Here is a 17,178-nt window from a genome sequence, read left to right on the forward strand (position 1 = left end):
CCGCGTTCAGGCAATCAGCGGCTCTGCACCTGGGCACGGTTGCTACGTGTGAGGGGCCATCGGATGGCGATTGAACAGCCTGAGTCGGACCACCGCGAAAGGGCGATCGCGGCGTTCATGACCAATGGCAGTCGTTGAGGCGAACGTCGCTCGCTCCGACACGCTCCCAGCGCCATCGTCGCACCGTACGACCCGGCCGCCATGTCGACCCGTCCAAATGTGCATGGGGCGCGTTCCCCCGCCCGTCCTAGCGCTCAAAGGTCTGCGCAATCGAACGTCGCCGGCGAGACGCCGTCCGGCAGATCCTGGCGCCAGTGGCAGGCAAGAGAAACCGGATCGTCCGGCACAGACAGGCCTGCGGCACAGACGATTTGGCAGACCCTCGCATGGCCTCACCACATGCCCCGTCAATGGGCGTGGTCGGTGCCGATGTCACCAGTCTGAGATCGCGCGCCTCTCGATCGTGTGTCGGTTTTCGCACGTGGGCCACCCGCCCTCGAGGTCCTGGCGACGGCCGCGACCGCTGAGCGCGGGGGGGGGGTTGCACCGTGCAACCCCCCCTGCAGGATGACGACGCAGCCCTTCGAATCTGCGTCCGGAACAACCTTTGGGAAGTCACTCACCACACTGGAATCGCGCAGGTCCGGCAGGCCTGCTTCTCAAAGCCACCGCACCTGAGCACGACGCCCACCGTAGGAAGCGTTCCCTGCCCCCAACACCCGGAGGCACCGCCTCAAAGCACCATGGCGGCCGAAGAAACTCGCGCCGCCGCACTTGCACAGGCCGCTGGCCGACGTAAGTGCGGCGTGGTCCTCAGACGCCTTTGTGCAGCTGCCTCGCCCACGCTGTGCGGACCGACGCTTCCACGTGCTGCACGAACGTGTCGTAGGCGTCCCTGGCCCGCTTGTACGTCTTGTCCTTGGCATCGGACGCTTCACTGTCGTAGACCGTGCCGAAGCCCGACGACTTCTGCGATGCGATGGACGTCCGGGGGATCTCCAGCGGCAACACCTTTTCCTTGTAGGTCGCACCGATCCATTCGCGCACGGCGTCGGCGGTCGTGGACGCACCCCGGCCGGCCTTGGGCGGCACGCGCGACAGCAGCACGTTGATGAAATCGAAGCTCTTCGTCTGTCCCCGGGACTCCAGCATCGTCTCGGTCAGGTCGGAGAACAACGACCAGAACTGGGTCGAGGAGGCGAAGTCCAGCGTCTCGGGTGGCAGCGGCATGATGATGCCGTTCGCCGCCATCAGGGCGTTGATCGTCAGATAGGAGAGGGCAGGGGGGCTGTCGATGACGATGACGTCGTAGTCGTCCCGGACGTCATCGATGCCCAGGTCGAGCACCTTGTAGAACTCGAAACCCGCCAGGCCCTCCTTTCCCTGCCTGGAAGGCAACATGAACTCCGCATCGAACAACGAGGACGCCGCGGGCACGAGTTCAAGACCATCCCAGTACGTCTGGCGGATCAGCGGCCGCACGGTCGTCAGCGAGCCGTCGGCCAGCGACATGATCGTGTCCTTCGCACCGATCTCCACATCGGGGAGGATGCCGAACAACGTCGTCAGGGAAGCCTGTGGATCCGTGTCGATCACCAGCACCTTGTGGCCCATCAGCGTCAGGCCCTGCGCCAGCGTCATGGCCGTCGTGGTCTTCGTGGTGCCGCCCTTGAAGTTCGCGATCGAGATGGTGATGGCTTCGGCCCCGGGCGGTCGAAGCATGTCTTTCCGGTAGTCCTGCACCCAGCGGCGGGCCTCTGCGAGTTCAAACACACGCTTGCGTCCGTTGGAGACCAAAGTCCCGGACGGCATGTCCTTCCGGCTCGCGACCTTGTGCGCGAACGAGCCACGGGAGGACGCCTCGCACAGCGTCGCCACCTGATCGGCACTGAAGACCGGCGATGCCTTGCGCACCATCGGCGCCAGCATGGCCGCCCGGATGCTCGCCAGCATCGCGGCGGCTTCCTCCGCCTGCTGGTGCACGCCGCTCAATGTGATCTGGGGACGGACTTCCATGATGTGTTGTTGTGCAGTTGACTTGGCACCGGATTGTGCGTGTTGGACGTGAACTGCACAAACGATTCGAATCTCGTCCAAGTTCCGGTTTTCAACGACTGAAAAAGCTCCGGCCGCGAAGCGCTGGTATTTTTAAACTTACAAGACTTCGAACTCTTTAATACTTTGGGAGCGAGAAAACCTTTATAGAACAACGACTTAGACTCATATTTGGAGAAAATTCGGTGACATGTGGCGCTTTTCCGGTGACGTGTGGAGTGGACACAGGCGCTGCTGGCGAACATTCGGTGAGAAGACGGAGTGAACACAGTCGGAGGCTGGTTGCCCATGATGGATCGCTGGAATCGACCAAGGACCGCGTGGATCCGGCCGTCGCGGAGCTTCTACAGTCGACCCGGCGTGGCCGAGTGCGCATCGCAACCCCGTGAAATGGAGCTTTTACAGTTGATCCAGCGGCCATGCAGGCACGTCGAGGTCGTCCCAAGCGGAGCTTTTACGGTGACAGAGGCGACCTCTGGCGCCGGCGGGCAGGGTCGGCCGATGCTGCTTCGAAGTACCCGAAGCATCCACGGCGTTCGGAACTTCAGGTGAAACGCCGTTTCACCTGACGCATGCCGGGCGTTAAAGTGCGTCGATGTTCAACGAAAGTCGCCCCGATCCAAGCTCGAGCGCGCGTGCGGTCGGCCCGCTGCGCAAGCCCGTGTTCTCGCTGGCGCTCGTTCCGCAGAACAGCAAGATCACGGCCCTCGGGCGTCGCACCTGGAACGTGCTGCTTCATATCGCGCAGGACCAGGGACTCGAGCGCGAGACGTTCCGGGCCGCGCTCACGGACATCGTCCGAGGACTGGACTACAACAGCGGCGACATGAAGATCATCAAGACGCATCTGCGCTCGATGGTCTCGACGCTGGTCGAGTGGCAGTCTCCGACCGCGGGCGAGTGGCAGACCTGGGACGTCTGCGGCATGCTCTCGCACGCGCGACTGTCGAAGGAGCGCGGACAGGTGTTCGTCGAATGGTCCTATGCCGTGAACATGCGGCACGAACTGCTCGATCCGGAGATCTTCGCGAAGCTCTCGCTGGACGTCATCTCGCAGCTGGGCTCGCACCCGTCGGTGGCGCTCTACGAGATCTGTTCGCGCTACCTGGGCGTGGGGCAGACGGCACGCAAACCGTGGGGCTGGTGGCGGCCGGTCCTGCTCGGCCGGCCCGACGATGCGCGCCTGCAGAAGCTCGAGTACCGGATCTTCAAGCGCGACACCCTGCGGCCCGCCCTGGCCGAGATCAACGCCCTGGCCGACATCGAGGTCGAGATGCTGGAATACAAGTCGGGCCGCTTCGTGGCAGACCTCCAGTTCACCGTGCGCAAGAAGCCGCAGCGCATCCTGGCGGTGCAGCAGCGCAACTCCGCCGGACCCGTCGACGTCGCCGTGCTCGCGAGCGCCGAGAAGCTTGGCATCGATGCGTCACGCGTCGAACGGCTCATCGAGGAATTCGGCGACGGCGCGGTCGCCAGTGGCGTCCAGGCCGTCGAGAAACGTGCGGCGCATGCATTTCCCGAGCCCTTGCGCGATCCGCTGCGCTACCTCAAGAGCGTGCTGCCGGGTCATGCGGCCGCCGCCGCGGAGACGGTGGCCCAGGCAACGGGCCACGTCGTGCCGGTCGTGGCACCGTCCCCGGTCAATTCCGGTGAACGCCTCGCACAGTGGGAGAAACGCTGGCTCGCGCAACGCATCGAAGCCCTGGCGGCCGAGATCGCCGCCATGCCCGCGCACCGGCAGGCCGAACTCACCCAGGGTCTGCAGGAACGCCTGCTCGAACGCAAGGCGCATCCGGCGCTGATCCAGCGCCTGAGCGCGAAGGGCTGGACGCATCCGATGGTGCGCCACGAGATGGTGAGGTTCTACGCCGACGCCGTCCATGGCGCCGGATGGGACCGACCGACCGACACCCAGTTGCTGGCGATCGCCGCCGGCTCGCAAACGGCCGGGTAGGGCGCCCGCGGAGGTCGCCTCGGTCGCGCGCGGGCTTGCCGCATCGGTGCGGGCATCGGCGCGACCCGCCGTGCAGGTTCAGCGCCCACCCTGGACGCGCGTGCCGTGAACGTCGGCGGTCATCCGCGCCGGGGGTGTCGCAATGACCCGCTGTTGCATGAGCGGTGATTGCATTGCTCACCCTTTTGATTCCCATCCGTGAAATCTGATTCCCTCGATGCGAGTCGATGTTGAACGGAGTGATTGGCAATGCGATTTGTCAACGGGCTCTGGCAATTGAGGGCGGTTTTTACTTCAGCCGCGTGCCGCCTTTTCATCAATTGAAGCCTGTTGATGACCGAGACGCCTGCGCGACAAGGCCAGCCATTGCGCTCTTGCGCACCACCACGTCATGACCCTGCCGATCCCGTTCAATGCGTGCATCCCGGTCGCTGCCGCGTCATCTCATGCGCAGGCGTCGCGACGCCGTCGCGTTCGACGCCACATTGCCATTGAAGAATTGAGTGACTCGACGAGACTTATTAAAACGTTCGCGTTAGGCGGAGTCGCGGTGATCCGTGAATTCCGGAAATGGAAACTACGATGTCATCCGCTCGCGCGGCGCCGATCCGGAATCGGATGTGGCCGAGCGCGCTTGATCGAGTGGTGGGAATTGCTGCGAAGTGCAGCCGACGATTCAGTATGACGCAAACAATAGATCATTCGACACGAGACAACGAAGCACGACGTCTGGCAGAACTCGATGGCTACCACGTGCTGGACACGGACCCCGAACCCGGCCTCGACGCGCTGGTCCGGTATGCACAGCGGATCTTCGGCGCATCCATCGCGGTGATCTCCCTGGTCGCCGAGGACCGGCAGTTCTTCATGGCCAGGCAGGGCATCGAAGCAACCGAGATGCCGCGCGAGGGTTCGTTCTGCACGCACACGGTGCTCGGCCACGAGGTGCTGGTGGTTCCGGACGCGACCTGCGACGAGCGCTTTTGCCGCTCGCCCCTGGTGACCGGCGCGCCCCACATCCGCTTCTATGCCGGCACGCCGCTGCTCACGCCCAACGGCTTCGCCATCGGTGCCTTCTGCATCCAGGATGTCGTGCCGCGACCCCACGGACTCTCCGAGGACGAGCAGGAACTGCTCGTCAATCTGGCCACGCTCGTCATGGACAAGCTCGAGATCCGCCGCCTGTCGACCATCGAGGCCGATGCGCGGAAACGTTTCGAGGCCGTGGCCGGATCGTCGGCCGATTCGATCATCTGCGCCGACGAGCACAACCGCATCCTGTCGTGGAACAAGGCGGCCGAGCGCATGTTCGGCTACGAGGCCCGGGACGTGATCGGCCGCAACCTGAACATCATCATCCCGCCGCAGTTCCGGGCCATGCACCAGGCCGGACTGCAACGCGCGGCGGCGGGTCTGGAGACCAAGCTCGTCGGCTCGCTGGTGACCGTGCCCGCCCTGAAACGCAACCTGGAGGAGTTTCCGATCGAGCTGTCCCTGTCGCACTGGGTCGAAGGCGGGGAGCATCGCTTCGGCGCGATCGCCAGGGACATCACGCAGCGTCTCGCGACCGAGGCACGGCTGAAGTACGCCGCCGAATACGACGCGATGACCGGCCTGGCCAACCGCACGTTCCTCGATGCGGACCTCGCGACGACCAGCGGAGCCGGGCTGTCCGTCGCACTGATCCTGATCGATCTCGACGGCTTCAAGGACGTGAACGACAGCCTGGGCCACGCGGCGGGCGACGAGGTGCTCAAGGCTGTCGCGAAGCGGCTGGCCGACGTCGCCACCGGCCTCGGGTTGCCGTGCCGGCTCGGCGGCGACGAGTTCGTCGTCGTCATGAGGAACGTCGACGATCCGTCGACCGCCTTGCGCATGGCCGATCGCCTGATCAAGGCGATCGAGCGTCCCGTGGAACTCGGGGAGCGTTCGATCTATGTCGGCGCGAGTGCCGGGGTGTCCTTCGCCTCGGGGGCGGCCTGGCCCATCGACGCCCTGTTCGAGCAGGCGGACCTCGCGCTCTACAAGGCCAAGACGGACGGCAAGGGTCGCGCCCGGGCGTTCACGCGCGACCTCCAGGCGATCGCCCAGACCCGCACGTCGATCAGTTCGGGCATCCGCCAGGCGTGGGAGCGTGGCGAACTGGCGCTGTACTACCAACCGCAGGTGCGGCTCTCCGATGCGTGCGTCGTCGGCGCGGAGGCGCTGATCCGGTGGAACCATCCGGAACGCGGCCTGCTCACGCCCGCCGCCTTCCTGTCGACCCTCGAGACCAGCCTCCTGGCGATTCCCGTCTCCGAGTGGATTCTGGAGACGGCGTGCCGCCAGGCGGCGGCGTGGCGCGCATCGAAGCACCCGACGTTCCGCATCGGCGTCAACCTGTTCGCCGCGCAATTGCGTTCGGGCGAGCTGCCGGGCGTGGTGCAGCGGGTGCTGCGCGAGACCGGGCTGTGCGCCTCCGCCCTCGAACTGGAGATCACCGAGAACACCATCCTGTGCAACGAGGCCCGCATCCACGCGGCCCTGCAGGCGCTGCGCGACATCGGGATCGGCATCGCCTTCGACGACTACGGCACCGGCTTCGCCTCCCTCACGATGCTGAAGAACTTTCCCGTGACGCGCCTGAAGATCGACCGCTCCTTCGTGAGCGGTCCCGACACGGGCGCCAGGGACCTCGTCATCGTGGAAGCCATCGCGCGACTGGCGCAGGGGCTCGAACTCGAGGTGATCGCCGAAGGCATCGAGACCCAGGCGCAGGCCGACCTCATGCGGGCCCATTGCCGGGAAGGGCAGGGCTACTTCTTCGGCCGCCCGATGACGGCGGGCGCTTTCGAGAAGACCTTCCTGGACGACCGCCGCTGCCGACCCGGTTCCGGCACGGCGTCCTAGACGCCGCGGATCGACGGGAAGACCGCCGAAGCGTTGTTCATCGGCAGCTTCCCTGAGGTCGTTCCACGGGAAGTGCCATACCGAAGCGATGCGGGCCGAGCCGTCGCGCGGCGACGCGAGCCTGCATCCCACGATCGCCACGCCGTCCCGTGCCGCGTCGCGGCCCCGATTACGATCGCCGCCATGACACGCGCGACCTCCTGCCTGCCTTCCCACCCCGACGTGGCTTCCGCGATGCGCGCCGCGCCGGTGGCGCGATCGGACGGGTCGGCCGATCGCGGCGCGACGCGCGAAATGCCCCGGCCGGACGGACCGCTCTCGCGCGCGCGGCCGGGACGCGAACTGATCCTGAACGCCATCCGCAAGGCGGCCGTCAGCGAGTTCAGCGCCCACGGACTGCGCGGCACTTCCACCCAGGCGATCGCCGCGCGCGCCGGGCTCACCAAGCCGCAGCTGCACTACTACATCGCGGGCAAGGAAGAGCTGTACGAGGAGTTGCTCATGCAGTGCCTGCACGACTGGAAGGTGGTGTTCGCCTTCGAGGGTCCGGCCGACGATCCGGCCGCGGTGCTGAGCGACTACGTCCGCAAGAAGCTCGCGCACGCCTTCGACGCGCCGGAGATCTCGCGCATCTTCACGCGCGAGGTGCTCGACGGCGGGCGCAACCTGGCGCGCTACTGGCCCAACGCGCGAGCCTGGACGCAGGCCAAGGTCGACGTCATCGACGGCTGGATCGCGCGCGGCCTGATGCGCCCGCTCGACGCGCGCATCCTGCTGATGCACGTCTGGGCCATGACGCAGAGCTACGCCGACTGCGCGTTGCAGACCCGCGTCATGCTCGACGTGGCGCCGGACGCGCCGCTCGAGCGCGCGCCGATCGAGCGCGAACTGGTGGCCTTCGTGCTCGCCGGCTGCGGGCTGGCGCTGCCCGCTGCCTGATCCCGGCGCGCGCGCCAAGGCGGTGCGTGGCCGCTGGCACACGGATTGCTTAATCTGACCAGTTGCTCTGATTAAGCGGTCAAGTCCATGCGCGTGCTCGTCGTCTACTGCCATCCGGTCGAAACCAGCTTCCATGCGGCGCTCCACGCCGACGTGGTGCGCCACCTGCGCGAGGCCGGTCACGAGGTCGACGATTGCGATCTCTATGCCGAGGGCTTCGATCCGGTGCTCTCCCGCGCCGAGCGCCTGGGCTACCACGACGTGCCGTCCAACCGGGCGCCCGTGCAGGCCCACGTCGCGCGCCTGCAGTGGGCCGAGGCGCTGGTGCTGTGCTTTCCGACTTGGTGCTTCGGCCCGCCCGCGATGCTCAAGGGCTGGTTCGACCGCCTGCTGATGCCCGGGGTCGCCTTCGATCTCAGCGATCCGGCCGACGTGAAGCCGATGCTCACCCACATCCGTCGCATCGCCGCCGTGGTCACCTACGGCCGCCCGCGCTGGATGGCGCTGTACATGGGCGACCCGCCGCGCAAGCTGGTGACGCGCTACCTGCGGCGGCTGACCGGCCAGCGCGCGAAGGTCGACTACCACGCGTGCTACCACATGAACACCGCCACGCCCGAGCGCCGCGGCCGCTTCAAGGCGCGCGTCGGCCAGGCGATGGCGCGCTTCGCCTGAGCCGGGAGCCGATGCCGTGAACGCTCCGCACCCCACTGCCACCGCCACCACCGTGCCCGCCAGCATCGACCGCCTGCGCCTGCCACGCTGGCTGCTGCCCACCGACTGGCCCGTGCGCGACGGCGTCGCCGCGCTGGCGCACCTGACCCTGGCCGATGGCCGCGTCGCGGCGCTGCGTCCGGCGCTGGACGCGGCCGCGACGGCGCCGCCTTCCGGTGTGTCCGGCGCATCGGGCGCGTCCGCCGTCGACGCTCGCGCCGCCTGGGACGCCGCCGGCGCGCTGGCGCTGCCGGGCTTCGTCGACGCGCACACGCACCTCGACAAGAGCTTCACCTTCGGCCGCATGACGCACGTGCGTCCGGGCCTGCTCGGCGCGATCGACGCCATGCTGGCCGACCGCGCCCACTGGACCACGGCCGACGTGCGCGAGCGCGCCGGGCGCGGCCTGGGCTGGGCCTGGGAGAGCGGCACCACGCGCCTGCGCAGCCACGTCGACTGGTGGGAGGCCGATGCCGTGCCGGTCGCCTGGGCCGTGCTGCGCGAGCTGGCGCAGGAGTGGCGTGGCCGGGTGCGGCTGGAGCGCGTCGCGCTGGTCAAGCTGCCCCTGTTCGAGGACCGGACGCAGGCGCTGCGGCTGGCCCGCACCATCGCCGCCACCGGACCGGACGCCCTGCTCGGCGGTTTCGTGCATTCGACCAACTGGAGCGAGAACGCGCTGCGCAACCTGCTGCTCGCGGCCCAGGCCTGCGACCTGGACGTGGACCTGCACGTCGACGAGGAGCTGGAGGCCTCGGCCGTCGGCCTGGCCGCCACGGCGCGGCTGCTCGGCGAGATCGGCTTCGAGGGCCGCGTGGTCTGCGGCCATGCCTGCGCGCTGGCGGCCCAGCCCGAGGCGCAGGCGCTGGCCACGCTCGACGCCGTGGCGCGCGCGCCGATCACGCTGGTGTCGCTGCCGGCCACCAACCTGCTGCTGCAGGACGCCACCACCGGCCGCACGCCACGACGGCGCGGGCTGACGCTGGTCAAGGAGGCGCGCGAGCGCGGCATTCCGCTGCTGTTCGCGAGCGACAACGTGCAGGACCCGTTCTGCCGCTCGGGCAGCTTCGACCCGGTCGAGGCGCTGGGTCTGGCGGCGCTGGTGGCGCAGCTCGACACGCCCTTCGACGCCTGGTCCGACACCGTCTGCCGCGCCGGCTGGCTCGACCGGGACCGGCCCGGCACCGCGTCGATCGTCGGCGCGCCGGCCGACCTGGTGCTGTTCACGCAGGCCGATCGCCATGGCTGGCCCTCGCGCGGCGGGGCCCGCGTCGTGCTGCGCGACGGCACCGTCACGCAGGGCGAGGCGCCGCCGGCATGGCGCCCGGCGCGCTGACGGCATGGACGCACGCCCCATTCCCATCCATCGCTTCCGAGGCCCACTTCCATGCTGCACGGCTACATCCCGCCCCACCGCTTCCTGCCCTACCTGAGCTGGACCCAGATCGCGGCCCTGCCGCAGCGCGAGGACACCGTGGTGGTGCTGCCCTGCGGCGCGATCGAGCAGCACGGGCCGCACCTGCCGTGCTCGGTCGACAGCGTGATTGCCTCGGGCGTCATGGGACGGGCGCTGGAGAAGCTGCCGGCTGCCGTGCCGGCCTTCGCGATGGCGCCCATCACCTACGGCAAGTCGGAGGAGCACCTGCACTTTCCCGGCACCATGACGCTCACCGGCACCACGCTGCTGGCCACCGTCACGGAACTCGGCGAGTCGGTCTACCGCGCGGGCTTCCGCAAGCTGCTGCTGGCCAACGGCCACGGCGGCCAGCCCCAGGTGCTGGAGATGGCCGCGCGCGAGCTGCGCCTGCGGCACGGCGACTTCGTCGTGGTGCCGCACGGGGTCTCGCGCCTGCCCAACGCGTCGGGCCGCCAGATCACGGCGCGCGAGAAGCAGCTCGCGATGCACGCCGGCCATTCGGAAACGGCGCTGATGCTGGCCCTGGCGCCCGAGACGGTGCGCATGGAACACGCCGTCGCCAACTACCCGCCGCCGTTCCCGGTCGCGCTGCTCTCGCCCGACGGCCGCCCGGCCTGCGCCTGGACGGCGCGCGACTTCGGCCCGAGCGGCGTCATCGGCGACCCGACCACCGCCACGCGCGCCCAGGGTCTCGAGATCCTGGAGACGCTCGCCGACAGCTGGGTGCAGGTGCTCACCGAGCTGCACGCGCTGCGCTGGGTGGTGCGCGAGGCGGCCACCTGGGAGCGCGGCCAGCACCAGGGTTTCGTCGAATCCGCGCCCGGCGCCGCCGCCTGAGGCGCGCTCCTTGCGTCACCTCCCCGATCCCGCGTCCGTCCTTCCATCCCCTCGCCTGAAAGGTTCTCCCATGCGCCCGCATCCCGCCTTCCGTCCTGCATCGCACTGCGGCCTCGCCGCGCTCGTGGCCCTCTGCCTCGCCGCCCCGGCCCGGGCCCAGACCGCCGCGCCGGTGGAGCCTTTCACCTACATGACCAACTGGTACGCGCAGGCCGAGCACGGCGGCTTCTACCAGGCGGTGGCGCAGGGCATCTACAGGAAGCACGGCCTGGACGTCACGATCCGCATGGGCGGCCCGCAGGTCAACATCACCCAGATCATGGCCGCCGGCCAGGCCGACTGCGTGATGGGCTCGAGCGACATCCAGATGATGCAGGTGCGCGAAGGCGGCGTGCCCGTGGTCAACGTCGCGGCGTTCTTCCAGAAGGACCCCCAGGTGCTGATCGCCCACGACGACGTCAAGAAGTTCGAGGACCTCAAGGGCAAGACGATCCTGATCGGCGCCCAGGCGAACCGGGGCTACTGGCCCTGGCTGAAGGCCCGCTTCGGCCTGGTCGACGAGCAGACGCGCCCCTACACCTTCAACATCCAGCCGTTCGTCGCCGACCGGAATGCCGCCCAGCAGGGCTACCTCACGTCCGAGACCTTCGCGATCCAGAAGGCCGGCGTGAAGACGACCGTGCTGATGTTCAGCGACCACGGCTACCCGTCGTACGCCACCACCGTCTCGTGCATGGAGAAGACGCTCAAGGCCCGCCCGCGCCAGGTCGCCGCCTTCGTGAAGGCGTCCGCCGAGGGCTGGAAGAGCTACCTGGCCGATCCGGCGCCGGGCAACGCGCTCATCAGGAAGGAGAACCCCAACATGACCGACGAACAGCTCGCCTACAGCGTGGCCAAGCTCAAGGAGATGGGCATGGTCACCGGTGGCGACGCGGCCACGCTGGGCATCGGGTCGCTGACCGACGCGCGCGCCAAGGCGAGCTACGACTTCCTGGTCGCCTCCAAGCTGATCGATCCGGCCAAGGTCGCGCTGGCCGCCACCTACAGCACCGAGTTCGTCAAGGACGCGAAGGTGCTGCCATGACGGTCCACGCCCCGGCGCCCGCGGTCGAGGTGCGCTCGGCCGAGAAGACCTATCCCAACGGCACGCAGGCGCTGCTGCCGGTGGACCTGACGATCGCCGAGGGCGAATTCGTCACGCTGCTGGGGCCTTCGGGTTGCGGCAAGAGCACGCTGCTCAAGATGATCGCCGGCATGCTGGAGCCCACCGACGGCCGGCTGCTGGTCTGGCGCAAGCCGGTGGCGCAGTTGCACGACTGCCCGCACAAGCTGTCCTTCGTGTTCCAGTCGGCGACGCTGATGCCCTGGGCCAGCGTGCGCACCAACGTGCGCCTGCCGCTCGACCTGGCCGGCGTGCCGCGCGGGGAGGGCGACACGCGCGTGGCCGAGGTGCTGGCACTGGTCGGGCTGGACCGCTTCGCTGACGCGCTGCCCGGCGCGCTGTCCGGCGGCATGCAGATGCGGGTGTCGATCGCGCGCGGGCTGGTGACCCGGCCCGACCTGCTGCTGATGGACGAGCCCTTCGGCGCCCTCGACGAGATCACGCGCCACAAGCTCGACGCCGAACTGCTGGCCCTGTGGCGCGAGCGGAAGCTCACCGTGGTCTTCGTGACCCACTCGATCCACGAGGCGGTGTTCCTGTCGACGCGCGTGGTGATGATGGCCGCGCGTCCGGGCCGCGTGGTCGAGCAGTTCGTCATCGACGAGCCGCACCCGCGCACGGCCGACTTCATGGTGTCGCCGCGCTTCGCCCAGCATGCGCGCCGGCTCCAGGACAGCCTGCTGCGCGCCAGCGCGGAGACCGTGTCGTGAACGCGCTCGCGGATTCCGCCCCGGTGGCGCCGCCGGCGACGGCGCCCGCGCCCCGGGCCACGGCGGGCGCCGCCGCGGCGCCGGCGAAGCCCGCGGTCCGAGCGCGCGTGCCGCTGATGGCGCGGCCGCGCGTCCAGCGCGTGGTCTACCCGGCGCTGGTCGGCCTGGTGCTGGTGGCGATCTGGCAGGTCGCGGTCACCGCGCTGGAACTGCCGCCCTACCTGGTGCCGTCGCCGCTGCTGATGATGCAGACCCTGGTCACCGACTGGGTGCCGCTGGGCAACGCGCTGCTGGTGACGCTGAAGATCACGCTGCTGTCGTTCGCCGTCGCCACGGTGGCGGGCGTGGCGATCTCGTTCCTGTTCGTGCAGAGCAAGCGCATCGAGACGGCGCTGTTTCCCTACGCCGTGCTGCTGCAGGTGACGCCCATCGTCGCCGTCGCGCCGCTGATCATCATCTGGGTGCGCAACCCGACCGGGGCGATGACGATCTGCGCCGCGCTGGTCGCGCTGTTCCCGATCATCAGCAACACGACCCTCGGCCTGCGCAGCGTCGACCCCGACCTGCAGGCGTACTTCCGGCTGAACCGGGCCACGCGCTGGCAGCAGCTCACGCGCCTGCGGATCCCGAGCGCGCTGCCGTACTTCTTCGGCGGGCTGCGCATCTCCAGCGGCCTGGCGCTGATCGGCGCGGTGGTGGCGGAGTTCGTCGCCGGCACCGGCGGCGCGGGCGCGGGGCTGGCCTACCAGATCCTGCAGGCCGGCTTCCAGCTCAACATCCCCCGCATGTTCGCCGCGCTGCTGCTGATCTCGCTGACCGGCGTCGCGCTGTTCGCGGCCATGGCCTGGCTGTCCGGGCGCGCGCTCGGCGGCTGGCACGCCAGCGAGCTGTCCAAGGACTGACGAGGCGACCTCCCCATGAACCCGACGACCCCGATGACCGCCACGAACCCGACGACCGCCATGAACCATGCCTCCGACGAACGCCCGGGCGCGATCGCCGCGCTGATGGCCGCGCTGCCCGACCTCGACTGGATCACCGACGCCGGGCGCGTCGCGCGGCTGTCGCAGGACTTCGCCTGGTTCAGCCCGGTGCTCGATCGCCAGCTCAAGGACAAGCGCGCCGACGCGGTGGTGCGTCCTCGCACCGAGGACGAGGTCCGCGCGGTGGTCGGCGCCTGCGTGCGGCACGCCGTGCCGATCACGATCCGGGGCAGCGGCACCGGCAACTACGGCCAGACGACGCCGCTGGCCGGCGGCGTGGTGCTCGACATGAGCGGCTACGGCGCGTTGCGCTGGGTGCGTCCCGGCGTGGCGCGGGCGCAGGCCGGCATCCGCCTGGGCGAGCTGGAGAAGCAGGCCCGCGCCACGGGCCAGGAACTGCGCTGCCTGCCCTCGACCTACCGCAGCGCCACGCTCGGCGGGCTGTTCGGCGGCGGCTTCGGCGGCGTCGGCTCGATCAACTACGGGCCGCTCGCCGCGCCGGGCAACGTGCTCGGCCTGCGCGCCATGACCATCGAGGCCGAGCCCCAGGTGGTCGAGCTGCGCGGCGCCGAGGCGATGCGCATGCACCACCTCTGGGGCACCAACGGCCTGGTGCTGGAGCTGGAGATCGGCCTGGCGCCCGCCCATCCCTGGCTGGAGACGCTGGTGACCTTCGAGGACTTCGCGCCGGCGCTGGCGTTCGCCAACGCGCTGGCGCACGCCCCGGGCCTGGTCAAGCGCGAGGTGGCCTTCCTCGCGAGCCCGGTGCCCGACCACCTGGCGCAGCTGGCCGAGTACCTGCCGGCGGGCTGCCACGCGGTGCTGTCGCTGGTGGCGGAGCCGGGCGAGGAGGCCCTGCTGGCGCTGGTGGCGGCCCACGGCGGCACCGTCGGCTATCGCCGCACCGCCGCCGAGGTCCAGAAGAGCAACCGCACGCTGATGGAGTTCACCTGGAACCACACGACCCTGCACGCGCTGAAGGTCGACAAGTCCCTGACCTACCTGCAGAGCAGCTTCGTCCCCGGCCGGCAGGTCGAGCAGATCACCGAGATGGAGGCGCTGCTCGGCGGCGAGGTGCTGATGCACGCCGAGTTCCTGCGCAACCTCGACGGCCTCATCACGTGCAGCGCGCTGCAGCTGGTGCGCTTCACCACCGAGGCGCGCCTGGACGAGCTCATGCGGATCCATCGCGAGCGTGGCGTGCGCATCAACAACCCGCATGTCTTCATCGTCGAGGACGGCAAGGCGGGCGGGCCGCTGCCGCCGGACGTGCTGGCGACCAAGCGGCGCTTCGATCCCCACGGCCTGCTCAACCCCGGCAAGCTGCGCGACTGGCCGGTGGCCGGACCGGCCTCGCCCATCGGCGCGCCCGCGCCGGCCGGGGCCCACGCATGACGCCGTCCCCCGGAGGCGCCGGCGCCATCGGCGCCCCGATGGCCAACTACGCCGCCTTCCGCCGGGTCGGCGACTTCGTCTTCATGAGCGGCGTGGTGGCGGTCGACCCGGCGCGACGCCAGGCCGTCGCCACCTACGACGACCTGCCCGAGGCCGCGCGTGCCGCGCTCCGCACCCTGGGCTACGACACCGGCCAGATGTCGGTCGACGCGTACGAGGCGCCCGCCGTGGCGCAGAGCTGGTTCGTGCTGGAACGCATCCGCCAGCTCGCCGGGGAGGCCGGCGGCGGCATGCGCGACGTCGTGAAGCTGGTGCAGTATTTCCGCGACCTGAGGCACTACCCGGCCTACAACCGCGTGCGCGGGCTGTTCTACCCCGGCGAGCCACCGGTGAGCACAGTGGTGGAAGTGTCGCGTTTCCTGCCGGGCGACGCGCTGTGGATCGAGGTCGAGGCGACCGCCTACCTGCCGCGCTGAAGGCGGCCCGCCTGGCGCCGCCGGTTGCTGGACCGCCTGATCGCGCGCGAGTGGGTGGTGGCGCCCGCCGCCATGGTGATGGTGTTCCTGACCCGTCCGCTGGGGCTGATCGCGCGGTCGGGCATCCTGATGCGCAACACGCCGATCCTGATCGGACCGATCCACCACAACGACCGTGCCGGCCCGTCGCCGTTAGACGCTGTCGTCGAGGCCACGGTACAGCGGGCGCGGCCGGTGCTCCTGATGGCGCTGGCGGCCGTGCTGCCATTCGTCACGCTGACACGTTCCGTGTTCCGGGGAACGATGGCTGACACGCTCGTCGGCGGCATCCAGGCCCGCCGGCCTGAGCCCGGGTCCTGAACACGATTGTCTTAGACGACGAAACGCCGCCTCGGCGGCGCTCGCGCAAGACCCGGATCGGCGGGCGGGGACGTCACAATCGCGCCTGGGCCGGTGCTCGAGCCGGCCAGGATCGCGGAACCGTCCACATGTGGGAAGCCTCGCCCGGCCGTTGGAAGACCCTCCTGCTCGGACACGACCGGCGGCAGCGGATCTCGATCGCCATGACGCTGCCGGCCATGGCCGTGTATGCCGTGTCGTGCCTGGCGCAGTGGGTGTGGGCGCAGCAGGGGCACGTGTCCGAGGCCGCCGCCGCGCTGCTCGTCGCGGTCATCGCCGCCTGCCAGCTCCTGCTGTACGTGGTGCTGCGCAGCGGATGGACCCGGGGCCTGCCGGACCCCGCGCTCACGCTGCAGCAAATGGTGTTCGCGATGCTGTGCCTGGGCGCCGGCTACGCCCTCAACCACCAAGTGCGCGGGACGCTGCTGATGGTCGTGGCGCTGGTGCTGGTGTTCGGCGCCTTCACGCTCAGCCCGGGTCAATGCCGCACGCTGGGCTGGCTCGCCTTCGGCGTGCTGGGCACGGTGATGATCGCCGGCACGACGCTGGACCCGGTGCGCTTCCCGCCCACGATCGAATGGCTGAACGTCGTGTTCGTCGCGATCACGCTGCCGCTGATCGGCCAGCTCACCGGGCGCCTGAGCCGGATGCGCCTGAGCCTCCACCGGCAGCGCAAGGAACTGCGCGCCGCGCTGGAGACGGTGAGGAGCCTGGCCACGCGCGATCCGCTCACCGGCCTGCCCAACCGGCGCCACGTCCTCGAGACCGTCGAGGCGTGGCGTTCGGCGACGCCGCAGCGACCGGCGCCGCTGTGCGTCGCGGTCATCGATCTGGACCACTTCAAGGCCGTCAACGACCGCTTCGGGCATCCCTTCGGCGACGTGGTGCTGACGAATTTTTCCCGGGCGGCGCTGGCCGTCATGCCCGAGGGCGACACGCTGTCGCGCTGGGGTGGCGAGGAGTTCGTGCTGCTGATGCCGGACACGTCCCAGGCGGCGGCCATGGAAAAGCTCCAGAAGCTCCAGGCGCACGTGCGCGACCCGGCGACCTGGCGCGGCTGCGCGCAGGGGCAGGTCAACTTCTCCGCGGGCCTGACGGCCCAGCGCGTCGAGGAGTCGTTCGAGCAGACGCTCACGCGCGCGGACCGGGGCCTGTACGAGGCCAAGCGCGCGGGCCGCGACCGCTGCGTCGGCGTCTGAGGCGCGTCCCGCGCCACCGCCGCGCGGGGGCCGGCCGGCCGCCCCGGGCCCG

Annotated in this window: 13 protein-coding genes and 1 pseudogene; 13 read left to right on the plus strand and 1 reads right to left on the minus strand. The window is 69.5% G+C overall.

What is annotated here, in order from left to right:
* Window positions 1–813: 813 nt before the first annotated feature.
* On the minus strand, window positions 814–1,983 hold the full coding sequence (locus tag NF681_18900; GenBank protein UST56018.1) for an AAA family ATPase: 1,170 nt from the start codon (window positions 1,981–1,983) through the stop codon (window positions 814–816).
* Window positions 1,984–2,650: 667 nt separating this feature from the next.
* On the opposite strand from NF681_18900, the gene NF681_18905 reads away from it, so the two are divergent.
* The 13 genes and pseudogenes from NF681_18905 (at window position 2,651) to NF681_18965 (ending at window position 17,126) form a co-directional block, all read left to right on the plus strand.
* Window positions 2,651–4,009, plus strand: coding sequence for a replication initiation protein (locus NF681_18905; GenBank protein UST55946.1), 1,359 nt, complete (start codon window positions 2,651–2,653; stop codon window positions 4,007–4,009).
* Window positions 4,010–4,762: 753 nt separating this feature from the next.
* Window positions 4,763–6,898, plus strand: a complete 2,136-nt coding sequence (locus NF681_18910) for an EAL domain-containing protein (protein ID UST55947.1) — start codon at window positions 4,763–4,765, stop codon at window positions 6,896–6,898.
* Window positions 6,899–7,192: 294 nt separating this feature from the next.
* A complete protein-coding gene (locus NF681_18915) occupies window positions 7,193–7,837 on the plus strand; it encodes a TetR family transcriptional regulator C-terminal domain-containing protein (GenBank protein ID UST56005.1) in 645 nt (214 codons plus the stop codon).
* A gap of 87 nt (window positions 7,838–7,924) precedes the next feature.
* Window positions 7,925–8,512, plus strand: coding sequence for an NAD(P)H-dependent oxidoreductase (locus NF681_18920; GenBank protein UST55948.1), 588 nt, complete (start codon window positions 7,925–7,927; stop codon window positions 8,510–8,512).
* Window positions 8,513–8,528: 16 nt separating this feature from the next.
* A complete protein-coding gene (locus NF681_18925; GenBank protein UST55949.1) occupies window positions 8,529–9,884 on the plus strand; it encodes an amidohydrolase family protein in 1,356 nt (451 codons plus the stop codon).
* Between the two features lie 51 nt (window positions 9,885–9,935).
* The gene (locus tag NF681_18930; protein ID UST55950.1) at window positions 9,936–10,802 is read left to right on the plus strand and encodes a creatininase family protein; all 867 of its coding nucleotides are present in this window, start codon (window positions 9,936–9,938) and stop codon (window positions 10,800–10,802) included.
* 70 nt (window positions 10,803–10,872) lie between these two features.
* Window positions 10,873–11,886, plus strand: coding sequence for an ABC transporter substrate-binding protein (locus NF681_18935; protein UST55951.1), 1,014 nt, complete (start codon window positions 10,873–10,875; stop codon window positions 11,884–11,886).
* Complete coding sequence (locus NF681_18940; protein ID UST55952.1) at window positions 11,883–12,674, plus strand: ABC transporter ATP-binding protein; 792 nt, start codon at window positions 11,883–11,885, stop codon at window positions 12,672–12,674. The genes NF681_18935 and NF681_18940 overlap by 4 nt, the downstream gene beginning before the upstream one ends.
* 116 nt (window positions 12,675–12,790) lie before the next feature.
* Window positions 12,791–13,576 carry an ABC transporter permease gene (locus tag NF681_18945; GenBank protein ID UST56006.1) on the plus strand — a complete coding sequence of 262 codons (786 nt, stop codon included), beginning with the start codon at window positions 12,791–12,793 and terminating at the stop codon, window positions 13,574–13,576.
* Window positions 13,577–13,636: 60 nt separating this feature from the next.
* A complete protein-coding gene (locus tag NF681_18950; GenBank protein UST56007.1) occupies window positions 13,637–15,052 on the plus strand; it encodes an FAD-binding oxidoreductase in 1,416 nt (471 codons plus the stop codon).
* On the plus strand, window positions 15,049–15,528 hold the full coding sequence (locus NF681_18955; GenBank protein UST55953.1) for a RidA family protein: 480 nt from the start codon (window positions 15,049–15,051) through the stop codon (window positions 15,526–15,528). The genes NF681_18950 and NF681_18955 overlap by 4 nt, the downstream gene beginning before the upstream one ends.
* 54 nt (window positions 15,529–15,582) lie before the next feature.
* Window positions 15,583–15,855 (plus strand): annotated as a pseudogene (locus NF681_18960) (hypothetical protein).
* Between the two features lie 161 nt (window positions 15,856–16,016).
* Complete coding sequence (locus NF681_18965) at window positions 16,017–17,126, plus strand: GGDEF domain-containing protein (protein ID UST55954.1); 1,110 nt, start codon at window positions 16,017–16,019, stop codon at window positions 17,124–17,126.
* Window positions 17,127–17,178 lie beyond the last annotated feature (52 nt).

The organism is Comamonadaceae bacterium OTU4NAUVB1, from assembly GCA_024372625.1.
GTDB lineage: Bacteria > Pseudomonadota > Gammaproteobacteria > Burkholderiales > Burkholderiaceae_C > Variovorax.